15 protein-coding genes are annotated in these 16,907 nt (G+C 71.9%); 13 read left to right on the forward strand and 2 right to left on the reverse strand.

Annotation, left to right across the window (positions count from 1 at the left end; all coding sequences use genetic code 11):
- The first annotated feature begins 55 nt into the window (after positions 1 to 55).
- The 3 genes from nrdR (at position 56) to ABEB06_RS25640 (ending at position 4,908) form a co-directional block, all read left to right on the forward strand.
- Positions 56 to 553: a transcriptional regulator NrdR gene (gene nrdR, locus ABEB06_RS25630; protein WP_345699235.1), complete on the forward strand. Its 498-nt coding sequence runs from the start codon at positions 56 to 58 to the stop codon at positions 551 to 553.
- 139 nt (positions 554 to 692) lie between these two features.
- On the forward strand, positions 693 to 3,593 hold the full coding sequence (locus ABEB06_RS25635) for a vitamin B12-dependent ribonucleotide reductase (RefSeq protein WP_345699236.1): 2,901 nt from the start codon (positions 693 to 695) through the stop codon (positions 3,591 to 3,593).
- 196 nt (positions 3,594 to 3,789) lie between these two features.
- Positions 3,790 to 4,908, forward strand: a complete 1,119-nt coding sequence (locus tag ABEB06_RS25640; RefSeq protein WP_345699237.1) for a hypothetical protein — start codon at positions 3,790 to 3,792, stop codon at positions 4,906 to 4,908.
- Between the two features lie 323 nt (positions 4,909 to 5,231).
- Here the strand turns inward: ABEB06_RS25640 and ABEB06_RS25645 are convergent, their stop codons facing one another.
- Entirely contained in the window at positions 5,232 to 6,788 is a 1,557-nt protein-coding gene (locus tag ABEB06_RS25645; protein ID WP_345699238.1) for an FAD-dependent monooxygenase, read from the reverse strand.
- Between the two features lie 121 nt (positions 6,789 to 6,909).
- Between ABEB06_RS25645 and ABEB06_RS25650 the strand changes: the two genes are divergently transcribed.
- Positions 6,910 to 7,653, forward strand: a complete 744-nt coding sequence (locus tag ABEB06_RS25650) for a dienelactone hydrolase family protein (protein WP_345699239.1) — start codon at positions 6,910 to 6,912, stop codon at positions 7,651 to 7,653.
- A gap of 17 nt (positions 7,654 to 7,670) precedes the next feature.
- Here the strand turns inward: ABEB06_RS25650 and ABEB06_RS25655 are convergent, their stop codons facing one another.
- A complete protein-coding gene (locus ABEB06_RS25655) occupies positions 7,671 to 8,585 on the reverse strand; it encodes an IS982 family transposase (RefSeq protein WP_345699240.1) in 915 nt (304 codons plus the stop codon).
- A 175-nt stretch (positions 8,586 to 8,760) separates the two neighbouring features.
- Between ABEB06_RS25655 and ABEB06_RS25660 the strand changes: the two genes are divergently transcribed.
- From ABEB06_RS25660 to ABEB06_RS25700, 9 genes are all read left to right on the forward strand, one after another.
- Positions 8,761 to 8,988 carry an RNA polymerase subunit sigma-70 gene (locus ABEB06_RS25660; RefSeq protein WP_345699241.1) on the forward strand — a complete coding sequence of 76 codons (228 nt, stop codon included), beginning with the start codon at positions 8,761 to 8,763 and terminating at the stop codon, positions 8,986 to 8,988.
- Position 8,989: 1 nt separating this feature from the next.
- Positions 8,990 to 9,550 carry a Clp protease N-terminal domain-containing protein gene (locus ABEB06_RS25665; RefSeq protein ID WP_345699242.1) on the forward strand — a complete coding sequence of 187 codons (561 nt, stop codon included), beginning with the start codon at positions 8,990 to 8,992 and terminating at the stop codon, positions 9,548 to 9,550.
- A gap of 214 nt (positions 9,551 to 9,764) precedes the next feature.
- Complete coding sequence (locus tag ABEB06_RS25670; protein WP_425559698.1) at positions 9,765 to 11,360, forward strand: sensor histidine kinase; 1,596 nt, start codon at positions 9,765 to 9,767, stop codon at positions 11,358 to 11,360.
- Positions 11,357 to 11,770 carry a roadblock/LC7 domain-containing protein gene (locus ABEB06_RS25675; protein ID WP_345699243.1) on the forward strand — a complete coding sequence of 138 codons (414 nt, stop codon included), beginning with the start codon at positions 11,357 to 11,359 and terminating at the stop codon, positions 11,768 to 11,770. The genes ABEB06_RS25670 and ABEB06_RS25675 overlap by 4 nt, the downstream gene beginning before the upstream one ends.
- A gap of 73 nt (positions 11,771 to 11,843) precedes the next feature.
- Positions 11,844 to 12,215 (forward strand): DUF742 domain-containing protein, encoded by a 372-nt coding sequence (locus ABEB06_RS25680; RefSeq protein ID WP_345699244.1) that lies wholly within the window; start codon positions 11,844 to 11,846, stop codon positions 12,213 to 12,215.
- Positions 12,196 to 12,840, forward strand: coding sequence for a GTP-binding protein (locus tag ABEB06_RS25685; RefSeq protein WP_345699245.1), 645 nt, complete (start codon positions 12,196 to 12,198; stop codon positions 12,838 to 12,840). The genes ABEB06_RS25680 and ABEB06_RS25685 overlap by 20 nt, the downstream gene beginning before the upstream one ends.
- A complete protein-coding gene (locus tag ABEB06_RS25690) occupies positions 12,837 to 14,081 on the forward strand; it encodes a cytochrome P450 (protein WP_345699246.1) in 1,245 nt (414 codons plus the stop codon). The genes ABEB06_RS25685 and ABEB06_RS25690 overlap by 4 nt, the downstream gene beginning before the upstream one ends.
- A 29-nt stretch (positions 14,082 to 14,110) precedes the next feature.
- Positions 14,111 to 15,304: a cytochrome P450 family protein gene (locus tag ABEB06_RS25695; protein ID WP_345699247.1), complete on the forward strand. Its 1,194-nt coding sequence runs from the start codon at positions 14,111 to 14,113 to the stop codon at positions 15,302 to 15,304.
- 199 nt (positions 15,305 to 15,503) lie between these two features.
- A complete protein-coding gene (locus tag ABEB06_RS25700; RefSeq protein WP_345699248.1) occupies positions 15,504 to 16,871 on the forward strand; it encodes an ABC transporter substrate-binding protein in 1,368 nt (455 codons plus the stop codon).
- Positions 16,872 to 16,907 lie beyond the last annotated feature (36 nt).

Raw genomic sequence — 16,907 nt, forward strand, 5'->3', positions numbered from 1 at the left:
GTGGTCCGGTAGAGTGTTCCGAGTCCGATGTCTTGCCGCAGGGAGGGAGTCCCAGGTGCACTGCCCCTTCTGCCGGCACCCGGACAGCCGGGTCGTCGACAGTCGCGCGAGCGACGACGGAAGCTCGATCCGGCGCCGTCGCCAGTGCCCCGACTGCAGCCGACGCTTCACCACGGTGGAGACCGCCACCCTGATGGTGATCAAGCGCAGCGGCGTCACCGAGCCGTTCAGCCGCGAAAAGGTGATCTCCGGTGTCCGCAAGGCCTGCCAGGGCCGCCCGGTCACCGAGGACGCGCTCGCGCAGCTCGGTCAGCGGGTCGAGGAGTGCGTCCGCGCCAGCGGCAGCGCCGAACTGTCGACCCACGATGTCGGTCTGGCCATACTCGGCCCCCTGAAGGAGCTGGACGTCGTCGCGTACCTGAGGTTCGCGTCCGTCTACCGGGCCTTCGACAACCTCGAGGACTTCGAGGCTGCCATCGCGGAACTCCGCGCCGGGCAGCCCCTCGCCGCGGAGGAGGGCACCCCGGTGCCGATCCCCGCCGCCGCGCGCTGATCTTCACGGCGCGCGCCCACCCGTAACACACCGTGCACGGCGGCCTGGCTCTCGGCTGCCCGCACGCCCGTAGGAGAACCAGCCGGTGCCCGGACTTTTCAGGGCGCTTCGGGCGTTTGCCCATGAGGAGGAGAACGCAGTGACTGAGACGACGAGCGGTTCCGCACGCAGCTCGAAGTCGGACAAGACCGTCAAGGGCGCCGGCAAGGCGCCCAAGGGCGGCCTGCGGCTGGAGCGCATCTACACCACCCCCGGCGTCCACCCGTACGACGCGGTCACCTGGGAGCGGCGCGACGTCGTCATGACCAACTGGCGCGACGGCTCGATCAACTTCGAGCAGCGCGGGGTCGAGTTCCCGGACTTCTGGTCGGTCAACGCGGTCAACATCGTCACCTCGAAGTACTTCCGCGGCGCGGTCGGCACCCCGCAGCGCGAGTGGAGCCTGAAGCAGATCATCGACCGCGTGGTGCTCACCTACCGCGCCGCCGGCGAGAAGCACGGCTACTTCGCCACCGCGGACGACGCCGAGATCTTCGAGCACGAGCTGACCCACGCCCTCCTCCACCAGGTGTTCAGCTTCAACTCGCCGGTCTGGTTCAACGTCGGCACCAAGCAGCCCCAGCAGGTCTCCGCCTGCTTCATCCTGGCCGTCGACGACTCCATGGAGTCGATCCTCGACTGGTACAAGGAAGAGGGCATGATCTTCAAGGGCGGCTCCGGCGCCGGCCTCAACCTCTCCCGGATCCGCTCCTCCAAGGAACTGCTCTCCTCCGGCGGCAACGCCTCCGGCCCGGTCTCCTTCATGCGCGGCGCCGACGCGTCGGCCGGCACCATCAAGTCCGGCGGCGCCACCCGCCGCGCGGCCAAGATGGTCGTCCTGGACGTCGACCACCCGGACGTCGAGGCCTTCATCGAGACCAAGGTGAAGGAGGAGGAGAAGATCCGCGCCCTGCGCGACGCGGGCTTCGACATGGACCTCGGCGGGGACGACATCACCTCCGTCCAGTACCAGAACGCCAACAACTCCGTCCGCGTCAACGACGAGTTCATGACCGCGGTCGAGAACGGCACCGAGTTCGGCCTGCGCGCCCGGATGACCGGCGAGGTCATCGAGACCGTCGACGCCAAGAAGCTCTTCCGCAAGATGGCCGAGGCCGCCTGGGCCTGCGCCGACCCCGGCATCCAGTACGACTCGACCATCAACCACTGGCACACCTGCCCGGAGTCCGGCCGCATCAACGCGTCCAACCCCTGCTCCGAGTACATGCACCTGGACAACTCCAGCTGCAACCTCGCCTCGCTCAACCTGATGAAGTTCCTGCGCGACGACGACTCCTTCGACGCCGGCACCTTCGCCAAGGTCGTCGAGCTGGTCATCACCGCGATGGACATCTCCATCTGCTTCGCCGACTTCCCGACCGAGAAGATCGGCGAGACCACCCGCGCCTACCGCCAGCTCGGCATCGGCTACGCCAACCTCGGCGCCCTGCTGATGGCCACCGGCCACGCGTACGACTCCGAGGGCGGCCGCGCCCTGGCCGGTGCCATCACCTCGCTGATGACCGGCACCGCCTACCGCCGCGGCGCCGAGCTCGCCGGCGTCGTCGGCCCGTACGACGGCTACGCCCGCAACGCCGCCCCGCACCAGCGGGTCATGCGGCAGCACGCTGACGCCAACGCCGCCGCCGTCGCGGTCGACGAGCTGGACGCCCCGGTGTGGGCCGCCGCCACCGAGACCTGGAGCGACGTGCTCCGCCTCGGCGCGCAGAACGGTTTCCGCAACGCCCAGGCCTCCGTGCTCGCCCCGACCGGCACCATCGGCCTGATGATGGACTGCGACACCACCGGCGTCGAGCCGGACCTGGCGCTCGTCAAGTTCAAGAAGCTCGTCGGCGGCGGCTCCATGCAGATCGTCAACGGCACCGTGCCGCGCGCCCTCGGCCGCCTCGGCTACCAGGACGAGCAGATCGAGGCGATCGTCACCCACATCGGCGAGCACGGCAACGTGATCGACGCGCCCGGTCTGAAGGCCGAGCACTACGAGGTGTTCGACTGCGCGATGGGCGAGCGCTCCATCTCGCCGATGGGCCACGTGCGGATGATGTCGGCGATCCAGCCGTGGATCTCCGGCGCCATCTCCAAGACCGTCAACATGCCGGAGAACGCCACCGTCGAGGACGTCGAGGAGATCTACTTCGAGGCGTGGAAGCTCGGCGTCAAGGCGCTCGCCATCTACCGCGACAACTGCAAGGTCGGCCAGCCGCTCTCGGCGAAGACCAAGACCCCGGCGGTCGAGGAGAAGGCCGTCGAGGTCGCGCCGGCCGTCGAGAAGGTCGTCGAGTACCGCCCGACCCGCAAGCGCCTCCCCAAGGGCCGCCCGGGCATCACCACCTCCTTCACGGTCGGTGGCGCCGAGGGCTACATGACCGCCAACTCCTACCCGGACGACGGCCTCGGCGAGGTCTTCCTGAAGATGTCCAAGCAGGGCTCGACCCTCGCGGGCATGATGGACGCCTTCTCCATCGCCGTCTCGGTCGGCCTGCAGTACGGCGTGCCGCTGGAGACGTACGTCTCCAAGTTCACCAACATGCGCTTCGAGCCGGCCGGTCTGACCGACGACCCGGACGTGCGGATGGCCCAGTCGATCGTCGACTACATCTTCCGCCGCCTGGCGCTCGACTTCCTGCCGTTCGAGACCCGCTCCGCGCTCGGCATCCACTCCGTCGAGGAGCGGACCCGGCACCTGGAGACCGGCTCCTACGAGCCCGTCGAGGAGGACGTCGACGTGGAGGGCCTCGCCCAGTCCGCGCCGCGCGCCGCCGACAAGCCGGCCGCTCCCGCCGCCCCGGCGGCCGCCAGGCCGCTCCCGGTGGTCGAGGCCCCGAAGCCCCCCAAGGCCCACAACTCGACCGAGCTCGCCGAGATCCAGTTCGGCCTGAACGCGGACGCGCCGCTCTGCTTCTCCTGCGGCACCAAGATGCGCCGCGCCGGCAGCTGCTACCTCTGCGAGGGCTGCGGCTCCACCAGCGGCTGCAGCTGATTCTGGGCACCGCTGAGGCATAGATTGCCTGGTCAGGGCGGTGGAGTCGGTCTTGAGGCTCCACCGCCCTCGGCGCACGTGACGCCTGGCTGTTGTGTTTGATGCAGCGTGCCGCCGCGTCGGGGGCTTGTCGCAGCGATCGCTGTCATGGCATTCTCCGGGACATGATCAAGAGAATCGAGTCCCCCGTCCGCCGATGAGCGAGACGACCGGGATAGGACTGCCCGGATCACCGACAACACTGTTCGACCATGCCCTCCGGCTGCATCAGCTGGCTCCGGGGGAGCCGCTTCATCGCGACGGGGAGCCGTACCCCGACGACGGGTCGCACCGTCACCGGAAAGGCCCGCGAACACCTGAGGACCGGCACTCGGTCGGCAAGGACGCGGCGTTCATCCTCGATGCACATTTCGCGCGGGCCTCTGCCCTTCCGGATGAGTTGGCCGATGCCTTCCACGACGTCTACATCCCAATCCACCCCAACGAGCACATCGCCGCTGCAGCCGAGCAGGCGGACAGAGAGCGCGTTCGCCAAACGGGCCGCTGGCTGGTGCGACATGGCACCGACCGATGCTCGGTCACCGTGGGACTGGCCCTGCTCGCTGCTGTGGGAACAGCCGATGACATCCCGTTGATTCAAACGATCGGACTGCTCTCCAACCGCTTCGGGCCACTGGCGGCGCATGCTTTCGAGAGTGGGCCAGGAGGAGTGGAGGCCCTGCTCTGGCTTGCCGAGCGAGTCACCGGCTGGGGACGTGTCTATGTCGTTGAAGCTCTCTGCAGACTCGACGACCCGGCTGCCCGACCATGGCTGCTTCGCAGGGCCTGCGACGGCGACTTCCTCAACGGATACTTCGCCGGCAAGGTCGCCACAGTCGCCAGACTCCATGAGGCGCTTGCAGACCTTGGTACCGACAGCGAGATGGTCGACCACATCGGTCGACTGCTCCATCTGATGAGCGACTGCGGGGGAATGGGGCTTACCCTCGCTCACTACCCCCATTCGAGAGCGGTTCTAGAAGCTCATGCTCGCCATGTGGGTTCGCTCAGCCCGACGATCGAGCGCTACTTCACGATCGCGGTGCTCACTCAACACCTGACCACGGAGCCTCCCGATGCTGCGGGGTGCACGGCGACTCAGCAGGAAGCGCTCCGAGACACGTACCTCGAAGTCCTCGACCGAGAAGAGTGGACCGAGACGGCACGCGCCGGGTTCACTGCGGATGACAACCGGATGCGGTGGCTCGCCGACCACCGGGCGCCAGAGCTGAGGCTGCGTGCGTTCCCCGATCGAGAGCCGGATACCGAGGAATAGCGCACGTCAGGAATAAGTGCTCTCCGCCAGTACCGCAGTCGAACCAGTGAAGGGGACCGGCCGGTGGCCGGTCCCCTTCGCGCGTCCGGGAGGACCGGGCCGTGACCGGAGACCTGCACCGGCTGTCCCTCCTCGTCCCGGAGCCCTCACCCCGGCACGGCGGTGGGGCTCCGCTCCGCTTCGAGGTGGTCGTCCCGTTCGTGGGGGAGGACGTGGCCGACCAGGCCGGATGGATCGTGGAACGGCTCACGGCTCACGGCGAGCGACCCGCGCGAGATCGGCGAGGCGTGCGGAGAACCGGAGCGGCCGGGAGGGGAACCCGGTCAGGCGGCACCGGAGAGCGACCGGAAGTAGGCGGTCAGCGCGGCGTCGGTGTCGGGGAGGGGGAAGCGGGCGGCGAGGTGGGTGTCGGGGCGGACGAGGAAGCCGGTCGGGCCTTCGGGCCGGTAGAGGCGGGCGAAGGCGCCGGTGGAGTCGTGGTACGTGCCGGGGGCGGCGGGGCGGGAGGTGACGGTCACGGCGGGGAGGCCGACGGCGGGGGGCGGGCCGGCGGGGGTGTCGGTCCAGCGGACGAGGACGTGTCCGGGGTGGGGGCGGAGGAGGTCGAGCAGGCGCAGGGGGTAGGTGGCGACGGGGGTGGTGAGGCCGGGGCAGTCGGGGGCGCGGTCGCCGGGCTGGAGGCCGGGGAGGGGGCTGTCGCGGTAGGTGACGAGGAGCTGGGCCTCGCGCAGCATCTGGGTCCGCGGGTCGTCGGGGTCGGCCTGGATGCCGTGGGCGGCGTGGCGGACGGTGCGGCCGACGACCTCCTCGCCGATGGGGCGGCGTTCGGTGTCGTAGCCGGCGAGCAGGGCCGGTCCGGCGTCGCCGCGCAGGACGAGGGCGAGCTTCCAGGCGATGTTGCAGGCGTCCTGGATGCCGGTGTTCATGCCTTGGCCGCCGGTGGGCGGGTGGATGTGGGCGGCGTCGCCGGCGATGAAGACGCGGCGGTCGGCGTAGCGGTCGACGATGCGGTGGCTGATCCGGAAGACGGAGGACCAGCGCAGGTCGGAGACGGTGGCGGGGGTGGGGGCGAGGCGGTCGACCACGGCCTGGATGTGGTGCAGATCGGGGCGGCGGGTGGTTTCGAGGCCGTGGGCGACGGCGGCGCCGTCGGTGGGGGCGGAGAGCTCGGGCGGGACGAGCATGGACATCCGGTAGCGACCGCGGCCTGGGAGGGGCACGCAGACCAGCAGGTCGTCGGTGGCGCCGTCCTCGGTGCGGTGGCTGGAGCGGACGGCGTAGCCGGACGGGACGTCCCAGTCGGTCTCGACGTCGGCGAGCATGTACTCGTCGGGGAAGGCGCCGCCCTCGAAGGAGAGGCCGAGCTGCTTGCGGACGGTGCTGTGGGCGCCGTCGCAGCCGATCAGGTAGCGGACGCGGAGCTCCTCGGTGCCGCCGCCGGGGGTGGTGAGGCGGGCGGTGACGCCGTCCGGGTCCTGGGTGAAGGACTGCAACTCGGTGTTGCGTTCGATGTGCGTGCCGAGGCCGGCGAGGTGCTCCTCCAGGAGCCGTTCGGTCTCGTACTGGGGGATGGCGCAGAAGCCGTACGGGACCTCGGGCGGCAGGGCGAGGTCGATCCGGGCCTGCTCCCGGCCGTTGAGGTAGAGCAGCTGGCCGCGCAGCGGGACGGCGGCTTCCAGGGCGGCGGTGGCCAGGCCCATCCGGTCCCAGACCTCCATGGTGCGGGGCTGGATCCCGACCGCCTTGGCGTACGGGAGGCGGGCGGGGAGGCGGTCGATCAGGCGGCAGCGGATGCCGCGCCGACGCAGTTCGGCCGCGGCGCTGAGGCCGACCGGGCCCGCGCCGGTGACGAGAACATCGGTGGCTGAGGTGTGCGCCACGGTGCCTCCCGCTGTCTGCCGCTCGGACGCCCCCGTCCCTCCATCGTCGGTTCCCGCCGTGCCACCGTCGACCCGGGCGTAGGCTCGGCGGGTTGCTGTCCGATCGGGTCGGGGGATGTCGATGACGGGGAACGTGTCGGAGCGCTGGGTGGCGCTGGGTGACGGCGCCGAGGGGTACCTGGTGCTGCCGCAGGGGCGCGAGGTGCGCGGGGCGGTGGTGGCGGCCGGGGAGTTCTTCGGGGTCACGGACCATCTGAAGGACGTCTGCGGCAGGCTGGCGGCCGAGGGTTTCGCGGTGCTGGCGCCGGACTTCTACTGGCGGGACACCCGCCGGGCGGGGTTCGGGTACGACGACGAGGGGCGGGCCGAGGGGCGCCGGCTGATGACGGGGCTGCGCCGGGAGGAGGTGCTGGCGGACCTGGCGGCGGCCCGGCGGGTGGCGGCCGGGTACGCGGGCGGCGGCGGTACGGCGCTGCTGGGGTTCAGCCTGGGCGGGCACATCGCGGTGCTGGGCGCCACCGAGCTGCGTTTCGACCTGGTGGTGAGTTTCTACGGCGGGTGGCTGCTGGACGGCGGCATTCCGCTGGCGGAGCCGGTGGCACCGGCCGCGCGGGCGGCGGAGATCGCCGCCAACACCGGGTTCCTGCTGGGGTTCTTCGGCGCGGACGACTTCGTGATGCCGTTGGACGAGTGGCACCGGGTGGGCGGGAACCTGCGGGCGGCGGGTGCGGCGCACGAGCAGGTGACGTACGAGGGCGTGGGCCACGGTTTCTTCAACGACGAGCGTCCGGAGGCGTACGACCCGGAGGCGGCGGCGGACTCCTGGCGGCGGACGCTGGAGGCGCTGGCCGAGCACGTCGGCTAGATGAATGATGCGAAGGGTTAGTGGTCATAGGCGGTCAGCGAGCGCATGACGGGCTGGCCGGTGCGGTCGTTGTGCCAGATCGCGCAGGTCAGGGCGAGGATGCGTTGTAGGACGCGGGCCATGACACCGCCCGGGGTGCGGCCTTGGTGGCGTTCGAGGTCGAGTTGGGCCTTGAAGGTCTGGTTGACGGACTCGATGACCTGTCGGAGCGGTTTGAACAGGGCGGATCCGGCTCGCGGGGGTTCGCCCCTGCGGGCCGGCCGCAGCAGGTGGACGCCCCACTCAGCCAGTTCGTGTTCGAAGGCGCGGCCGTAGTAGTGCCGGTCGGCGATGAGGGTCTGGCCCGGGCGGGCGGCGACGAGGCCGGGTTCGGTGTGGAGCATGCCGAGCAGGGTCTGCCGCTCGTCGGCCTTCGCTCCGGTGAGCGTGAAGGCGACGGGCAGGCCCTGCAGGGTGCACACCAGGTGCAGGCGCAGGCCCCAGAAGTACCGGGAGTGGCTGGCGCAGTAGCCGTACTCGGCCCATCCGGCCAGGTCCGAGCGCTTTGCGGTCTCGCGGGAGCGCCCGCACTCCACCGGTGTGGAGTCGACGACCCACACGGTGTCGGTCCACAGGGAGGTGTCCGTCGCGAGGAGGCGGTTGACCTGGGCGATCAGGTCGGCGGCCTTGCGCAGCCGCCGGTTGTAGCCGGACTGCCCGGGCAGGTAGGGGAACAGGTGCCGCAGATGGGACGAGGCGTGGCGGATCCAGCGGCGTTCGGAGGTGAAGCCGAGGAGTGCCTGCATCACCGCGAGGGTGACCAGTTCCGCGTCCGTGAGCCGGGGTGCGATGCCGACAGCGGGGCGCCACGGCGCCAGGTACGGCGATTCCTTCAGCAGGTCGTCGGTCTTCACGTAGAGTGCGGTCGCGAGGGAGTCCAGGTCAGGCGTCACAACCGACCTTTGGACTCCCTCGCTTCATGTCATGCGTGCCAGCGAGCCCTTGGCATCAATCATCTAGTCGGCGCACGGCACGGACGGCCCGTCGTCCCGGTGGGGCGGCGGGCCGTCGGTGTTCCCGGTGTCAACCTGGGTTGACATCCCGCAAGTGTCAACCTAGGTTGACACCATGAGCGAGACGAAGCAGCTCGCCGCGGACGCGGGCAGCGGCGACCCCTCGGTGGGGTTGCGGGCCGTCCGGGCGCTGCGCGATCTGGCGGACCGGCTGGAGGAGTTGCAGGTCGGCAACGCGCGCGGCCAGGGCTGGTCGTGGCACGAGATCGCGGTGTGCCTGGGGGTGAGCCGCCAGGCGGTGCACAAGAAGTACGCGCGGATCTTCGGGAAGGGAGGCGACTGAGATGTTCGAGCGGTTCGCGGACGGCGCCCGCCGGGTGGTCACGGGCGCGGAGGCGGAGGCGCGGAGCCTGCGGCACGAGTACATCGGCACCGAGCACCTGCTGCTCGGGGTGCTGGCGCAGCCGGGGGATCCGGCGGCGGCGGTGCTGGTGCGGGCCGGGCTGGACGCGGAGAGCGGGCGGCGTGCGGTGGTCCGGCTGCTGGGCGGGCCGCCCGGCGAGGTGGACGGGGCCGCGCTGGCCGCGATCGGAGTGGACCTGGCGGCCGTCCGGGAGGCGGTGGAGGCGGGGTTCGGGCCGGGGGCGCTGGACGGGCCGACCGGTGGGGGGCGCCGCCCGAAACGGGGCGGGCCGCGGTTCGGCGCGCGGGCGAAGCAGGTGATGGTGCTCTCACTCCGGGCGGCGACCGGCCGGGGCGACCGGCGGATCGAGGTGGGCCACCTGCTGCTCGGCCTGCTGCGGGAGGGGAACGGCCTGGCGGTGCGGGTGATCCGCGACCACGGCCTCGACCTGGCGGACGTCGAGCGGGAGGTGGAGTCGGCGCTGGCCGCGGCCGCCGCGTGAAGGCCCGGTGGACCCGGCGTGGAGAAGTAGGGATGCGCAGCGTCACTGAGCGAGACGGACCGTCAACTCGCCGGTTGAGTCCAAGAGGTGAATGGATATGATCTGCTGACCGCGTGAACAGATCAATTGCCCGGAGTGTGCTCGTCGTGCACGCCGGGCGTTCGCGCGCAGTCGACCGCCCTGCCGCCGACGCCCTGCTTCGAGGATCAGAGTGATGAGAGATCGCACGCGTCCCGACCGCGCCACCGCACTCTGGTCGGCCGCGGGGATCCTGCTCGGGATCGGAGGCGCGGCCATCGCGATCGGCGCGACCGACGCCCCGCACCGCCCGCCGGTCGCCGCCACCGCCGTGGTCGCCGCGCTGCTGTGGTGCATGCTGGTGGTCGCCGCCGCCCGGACCGCGGACCGGGCCCGCCGTTCGGATGCCGAACTCGGAGCGGTGCAGCACGAGCTGACCGCGCTCCGGGCCCGGGCCGCCGCGCTCCACGCCGACCTGGGCGCCACCCACAACGCGGCCGCGGCCCTGCGCGCCGCGCTGGCCTCCGCCCAGGCCGAGGCCGAACGGGACCGGGCCGAGCTGCAGGAGGCCCGCGCCGAGACCGACGAACTCCTGGCCGAGGTCGCCGAGTTGCGCGTCGAGTCGCGGGAGGCGGCCGAGCGTCGGGTCGAACTGGAACGGCTGGAGGGCGAGATCGTCCCGGCCCTGGTGGAGCGGCTGCGGTCCGGCTCCTCGGTGGACACCGCGCTCGCCCCCTACCGCCGCCACCCGCACGCCCCGCTGCTGCGCGCCGTCGCCGAGGAGGTCGGCCGCGGCGAGCGCCAGCGGGCCGCGGCCCTCGCGGTGTGCGCCACCGCGGCCGGCCGGGTGCAGGCGCTGGCCACCGCGATGCACGCCGAGCTGCGCGACATGCAGCACCGGCACGGCGAGGAGATGCTCGGCGACCTGCTCGGCCTGGACCACTCCACCGCGCAGGTCGGTCGGATGGCCGACTCGATCGCGGTGCTCACCGGCGCCCGTTCGGGCCGCCGCTGGACCAAGCCGATCGGCGTGGAGTCGATCCTGCGCGGCGCGCTCGGCCGGATCGGCGCGTACCAGCGCGTCCGGCTGCACAACGCCTCCACCGCCGCGGTGGCCGGCTTCGCCGCCGAGGGCGTGATGCACGCGCTGGCCGAACTGCTGGACAACGCCGCCAACTTCTCCGCCCCGCCGGCCGAGGTGCACGTCTACGTCGAAGAGGTGCACTCCGGCCTGGTGATCACCGTCGAGGACGGCGGCCTGGGCCTGAGCGAGAGCTGGCTGCGCCGCGCCGAGCAGGCCGTCTCCGGCAGTCCGCTGGACCTCACCGCCCTCTCCGCCGGCACCCGGCTGGGCCTCGCGGTGGTCGGCTCGCTGGCCCGCAAGCACGGCCTGTCGATCTCCTTCCGCCCGTCCGCCCGCGGCGGTACCGGCGTGGTGGTGCTGATCCCCGAGCAGCTGGTCACCCACCCCACCCCGGCACTGGCCCGGGCGCTGGCCGCCCAGGCCGCCGCGGCCGAGCCCGTGCCGGTCGTCCGGCCCGCCCTGGAGCCGCGCCGCCCCGGGGCCGCCCCGCCGGTACCGGCCCACTCGACCGCCCCGACCACCGAGAACGGCCTGCCGCAGCGTCGCCGCGGGTCCACGCTCACCACCACCGCTCCGCCCGCGCCCGCCGCGCAGCCGGTCCACACGCTGCCCTCGGCGGCCTCGGCGGCCCGGTTCGGCGCGTTCCGCAAGGCCCTGCAGCAGGGGCCGACCACCACAGACGCTTCCCCGAAGGACGATTCCGAATGAGCACCAGCACGGACCGCGATCTCGACTGGCTCCTGGAGAACCTGCTGACCGGCACCCCCGGCGCCCGGCACGCCCTGGTGCTGTCGGCGGACGGGCTGAAGCTCTGCCACACCTCCGGCCTCGGCGCCGACCAGGCCGACCAGCTGTCCGCCATCGCCTCCGGCATGCAGAGCCTGGCGCACGGCGCGTCGATCGAGTTCGGCGACGGCACCGGCGGGGTCCGGCAGTCGATGACCGAGTTCCACGGCGGCATCCTGTGCATCGTGGCGGCCGGCGAGGGCGCGCACCTCGCGGTGGTCACCGACGACGACGCGGACGTGGGCGTGGTGGGCCACAACATGATGGGCCTGATCGAGCAGATCGGCGCGTACCTGAGCGCGCCGCCGCGGGAGACGGAGGCCGTGGGGTGAGCGAGCGGAGCGAGCGAACGCATGTGCTGAGCCGCCCGCGGGCAGCGGCCGCCGAGCGAAGCGAGGCGGGAGCATGACCCGCGCCGGGGGGCCGCTTCCGGGGTGGGACGAGGACCCGGACCGGCTGTACACCGTGACCCGGGGGCGCAGCCGCCCGCCGGAGCACGCCTTCGACCTGGTCACGCTGATCGTCACCGAGCAGGAGCCGGTGGCCGGCATGCAGTCCGAGCACGTGCGGATCCTCCGGCTGTGCGCCACCCCGACCGCCGTGGTCGAGGTGGCGGCCGAACTCGCCCTGCCGGTCAGCGTGGTGAAGATCCTGCTGGGCGACCTGCTGGAGGCCGGCCGGATCACCGCCCGTCATCCCCGGTTCGCGCCCACCAAGGCCCGGCTGCCCGATCTCGACACGCTGAAGCAGGTACTGCATGGACTCCAACGGCTCTGACACCGCCGTGCTGCCCGGCGGCCGGGCCCCGCTGCGCCGTACCGCCGACAACGGCCTGAAGATCGTCGTGGTCGGCGGCTTCGGCGTGGGCAAGACCACCCTGGTCGGTTCGGTGAGCGAGATCCGCCCGCTGAACACCGAGGAGACGATGACCCGGGCCGGCGAGGGCGTGGACGACCTCACCGGAGTGCGGGAGAAGCGCTCGACCACGGTCGCCTTCGACTTCGGCCGGATCACCCTGGACGAGCGCTCGGTGCTGTACCTGTTCGGCGCGCCCGGCCAGGAGCGGTTCTGGTTCCTGTGGGACCGGCTGTTCAGCGGAGCGCTGGGCGCGGTGGTGCTGGTGGACACCCGCCGCCTGGAGGACTCCTGGTACGCGATCGACCGGCTGGAGCAGCACGGCCTGCCGTTCGTGGTGGCCCGCAACAACTTCGGCGGCCCGTCGCACGACCTGGCGGAGGTGCGGGTCGCACTCGACCTGCCCGCGCACGTGCCGCTGGTGGACTGCGACGCCCGGGACCGCGGGTCGAGCAAGCAGGTGCTGATCGAACTCGTCCGGCACATCCAGTTCCTGGCCCTGGCCGCCGCCGATTCCCCGACCGAGTTGACCGAGGTGACCGAGTGACCGAGCCCGCGACCACCCCGCCGCCGGGCTGCCCGGCGCACGCCGGCGCCGCACCGCTGTACGGCCCGCGCTTCCAGACCGACCCGGGCGGCGTCTACCGGGAGCTGCGCGAGGAGCACGGCCCGGTCGCCCCGGTGGAGCTGGCCGGAGGCGTCCCGGCCTGGCTGGTGATCGGCTACCGCGAGCTGCAGCTGGTGACCAGCCAGCCCAAGGTCTTCGGCCGGGACTCCACCCGGTGGAACCAGTGGCCCGAGATCCCCGCCGACTGGCCGCTGAAGCCGATGATGGCGCCGGTCCCGTCGATCCTGTACGCGGAGGGCGCCGACCACCAGCGCCGCTCCGCCGCGGTCACCGACGCGCTGGCCGGGGTGGACCCGTACGAGCTGAAGAAGTTCAGCGAGGAGATCGCCGACCGGCTGATCGACGAGTTCGCCGGCCGCGGCGAGGCGGAGCTGGTCGCCGAGTACGCGCACCGGCTGCCGCTGCTGGTGCTGTGCCGGCTGTTCGGCCTGGACGAGGACGAGGCGCCGGTCCTGATCAAGGGCCTGGTCGCGATGCTGGACGGCGGCGCGGACGCCCAGGCCGGCGCCCAGCAGCTGCTGGACGTGATGCTCGGCCTGGTCCACCGCAAGCGCGAGGACCCCGGCCCGGACGTCACCTCCCGACTGCTGGAGCACTCCGCCGGGCTGACCGACGAGGAGGTCATGCGGGACCTGCGGGTGCTGCTGATCGCCGGCCACCAGCCCTGCGCGTACTGGATCGCCAACGCGCTGCGGCTGATGCTCACCGACGAGCGGTTCGCCGCCTCGCTGACCGGCGGCCGCCGCTCGATCGGGCAGGCGCTCGGCGAGGCGCTCTGGGAGGACACCCCGACCCAGATCTTCGCCGGCCGCTGGGCCACCCGGGACACCCGGCTCGGCGGGCAGCAGATCGCCGCCGGCGACATGGTGCTGCTGGGCATCGCCGGGGCCAACGCCGACCCGACCGTCCGCCCGGACGGGCGCCCGGCCGAGGGCAACCGCGCCTACCTGAGCTTCTCCTACGGGGAGCACGGCTGCCCCTACCCGGCCCGCGAGGCCGCCGAGGTGATCGCCACCACCGCGATCGAGGTGCTGCTCGACCGGCTGCCGGACCTGCGCCTCGCGGTCACCGGCAGCGCGTTGGTCTGGCGGCCCTCGGCGTGGGTGCGGGCGCTGGTGGCGCTGCCGGTGGCCTTCACCCCCGGCTACGTGGCCGACTGAGCAGACCGAACAGACCTGGAGAGTCCGAGATGACCGTCCCGTTCGTGATGGACCCGCTGGCGCGGGACAACGCCGCCGAGGGCGCCGCCCTGCGCGCCGCCGGCGCGGTGGTGCCGGTGGAACTGATGGGCGTGCGCGGCTGGGCGGTCACCCGGCACGCGGAGGCCCGCGAGCTGCTCACCGACGCCCGGTTGGTGAAGAGCGCCCAGCACTGGGCGGCCTTCCAGCGCGGCGAGGTCCCCAAGGACTGGCCGCTGATCGGCCTGGCCGTGCCCGGCCCGTCGATGGTCACCACCGACGGCCCCGAGCACCGGCGGCTGCGGGCGATCGTGGCCCAGGCGTTCACCCCGCGCCGGGTCGAGCTGATGCGCCCGAAGATCGAGGAGGTCACCGCCGGGCTGCTGGACGCGGTCGCCGCGGCCGGCCCGGTGGTCGACCTGAAGAGCGCGTTCGCCTTCCCGCTGCCGATGTCGGTGATCGGCTGGCTGCTCGGCGTCCCGGAGCACGACCACGCCTACATCCGGGAGCTCTACGAGCGCTTCTTCTCCAGCGTCCGGCACGACGTGCAGGCCACCATCGCGGCGCTGAACGCCTTCGTCGCCGACCTGGTCGCCACCCGCCGGGCCACCCCCGGCGACGACCTGACCAGCGCCCTGCTGACCGCCGACGTCGAGGGCGGCGCGCTGACCGACACCGAGGCCGCCGCCACCCTGCGGGTGATCATCGCGGCCGGCCACGAGACCACCGTCAACCTGATCACCAACGCGGTCCGGGCCCTGCTCACCCACCCCGACCAGCTGGCGCTCGCCCGCTCGGGCGCGGTGGAGTGGTCGGCGGTGGTCGAGGAGTCGCTCCGCTGGACGCCGCCGACCAGCAACTTCCTGTTCCGCTTCGCCACCGAGGAGATCAAGGCCGGCGGGGTGGTGATCCCCAAGGGCGACGCGGTGCTGATCTCCTACAACGCGATCGGCCGCGACCCGGTGCAGCACGGCATCACCGCCGAGGTCTTCGACATCACCCGGGACGCGCAGCGGCACCTGTCCTTCGGGCACGGCCCGCACGTCTGCCCCGGCTCCCCGCTGGCCCGGCTGGAGGCCTCGGTCGCGCTGCCCGCGCTGTTCGAGCGCTTCCCCGACCTGGCGCTCGCGGTGCCGGACGAGGAGCTGCGGGCCAACCCGTCGGCCGTGGTGAACAGCCTGAAGGAGCTGCCGGTACGGCTGTGACCGGTGTCGACAGCACGGGCGGGTCACAACTGGGGCGCCGCGTGATGAAGGTCTAACGCATGCCTTGGCGTGGGGTAACCGGTGAGTTAACGTCTTCAAGCCAGCCTTCGCGGCTGACGGATCCATGCTCACCGGTACAGCGCAGTGTGTTGTTCGTCTTACTGCTGGCATATAGGTGCCCTGGCAAGGAGGACCCGCATTGACCACCCCCGTGACCCCCGGACGACGCCGACTGCTGGCGGTTCCGGCCGTACTCGCACTGGCGTTGACGGCCGCGTGTTCCAACAGTTCAGGATCGGGCGGAGGCGGGTCCTCGGCGGCCGCGCTGACGGGTGACTGCGCCAAGTACCAGGCGTACGCGGGCCACTCCGGCACCAAGGTGACCATGTACGCCTCCATCCTGAGCCCGGAGTCGGACTCGCTGGAGAAGTCCTGGGCCGAGTTCAGTTCCTGTACGGGCATCAAGATCGCCTACGAGGGCTCCAACGACTTCGAGTCGCAGCTGCCGGTCCGGGTGGGCGGCGGCAACGCCCCGGACTTCGCGATCATCCCGCAGCCCGGCCTGCTCGCCCAGATGGTGAAGACCGGCAAGGTCGTCAAGCCCCCGCAGCAGACCGCGGAGAACGAGAACAAGTGGTCGCCGGTGTGGCGGACCTACGGCTCGGTCAACGGCACCTTCTACGCGGCGCCGATGAGCGCCAACATGAAGTCGCTGGTCTGGTACTCGCCGAAGGCCTTCAAGGCGGCCGGCTACGAGGTGCCCAAGACCTGGGCCGACCTGATGGCGCTCAGCGACAAGATCGCCAAGGCGGGCTCCGCCAAGCCGTGGTGCGGCGGCATCGGCTCCGGCACCGCGACCGGCTGGCCGGCCACCGACTGGCTGGAGGAGGTCGTCCTCGGCAGCTACGGCGGCGACGTCTACGACCAGTGGGTCAGCCACAAGGTCAAGTTCAGCGACGAGAAGATCACCACCGCGATGAAGACGGTGGCCGACTGGATGCAGAACCCGGCCTGGGTGAACGGCGGCTTCGGCGACGTGAAGTCGATCGCCACCACCACCTTCCAGGACGCCGGCACGCCGATCCTCAGCGGCAAGTGCGCGATGCTCCAGCAGGCCTCGTTCTACCGCGCCCAGTGGCCCAAGGGCACGAACATCGGCCCGGACGGCGACATCTTCGCCTTCCACCTGCCGGCGGTGAACCCGCAGGTCTCCAACCCGGTCGAGGGCGGCGGCGAGTTCCTCGCGGCCTTCTCCGACCGGCCCGAGGTGCAGGCCGTGCAGAACTACCTCTCCAGCTCCGAGTGGGCGAGCAGCCGGGTCAAGACCTCCCAGGGCTGGGTGTCCGCCAACCAGGGCGTGGACAAGAGCCTGTACACCGACCCGATCGACAAGCTCTCGGCCGAGGCGCTCACCGACCCGGCGGCCACCTTCCGCTTCGACGGCTCCGACCTGATGCCGGCCGCGGTCGGCTCCGGTGCCGAGTGGAAGGCGCTGACCGCCTGGTTCGCCGAGGGACAGGCCATCCCGAAGGTGGCGGCCGACATCGACGCGGCCTGGCCGCAGTAACCGCGGCCCGGCCGTGAGCGGCCGGCATCGGGCAGC

The sequence above is a fragment of the Kitasatospora terrestris genome (assembly GCF_039542905.1).
Lineage (GTDB): Bacteria > Actinomycetota > Actinomycetes > Streptomycetales > Streptomycetaceae > Kitasatospora > Kitasatospora terrestris.

Coding starts and splice junctions, on each gene's coding strand:
- ABEB06_RS25650 (WP_345699239.1), top strand. CDS start 6,910: ATGACGGGGAACGTGTCGGAGCGCTGGGTGGCGCTGGGTGACGGCGCC.
- ABEB06_RS25680 (WP_345699244.1), top strand. CDS start 11,844: ATGACCCGCGCCGGGGGGCCGCTTCCGGGGTGGGACGAGGACCCGGAC.
- ABEB06_RS25665 (WP_345699242.1), top strand. CDS start 8,990: ATGTTCGAGCGGTTCGCGGACGGCGCCCGCCGGGTGGTCACGGGCGCG.
- ABEB06_RS25675 (WP_345699243.1), top strand. CDS start 11,357: ATGAGCACCAGCACGGACCGCGATCTCGACTGGCTCCTGGAGAACCTG.
- ABEB06_RS25685 (WP_345699245.1), top strand. CDS start 12,196: ATGGACTCCAACGGCTCTGACACCGCCGTGCTGCCCGGCGGCCGGGCC.
- ABEB06_RS25695 (WP_345699247.1), top strand. CDS start 14,111: ATGACCGTCCCGTTCGTGATGGACCCGCTGGCGCGGGACAACGCCGCC.
- ABEB06_RS25640 (WP_345699237.1), top strand. CDS start 3,790: ATGAGCGAGACGACCGGGATAGGACTGCCCGGATCACCGACAACACTG.
- ABEB06_RS25660 (WP_345699241.1), top strand. CDS start 8,761: ATGAGCGAGACGAAGCAGCTCGCCGCGGACGCGGGCAGCGGCGACCCC.
- ABEB06_RS25670 (WP_425559698.1), top strand. CDS start 9,765: ATGAGAGATCGCACGCGTCCCGACCGCGCCACCGCACTCTGGTCGGCC.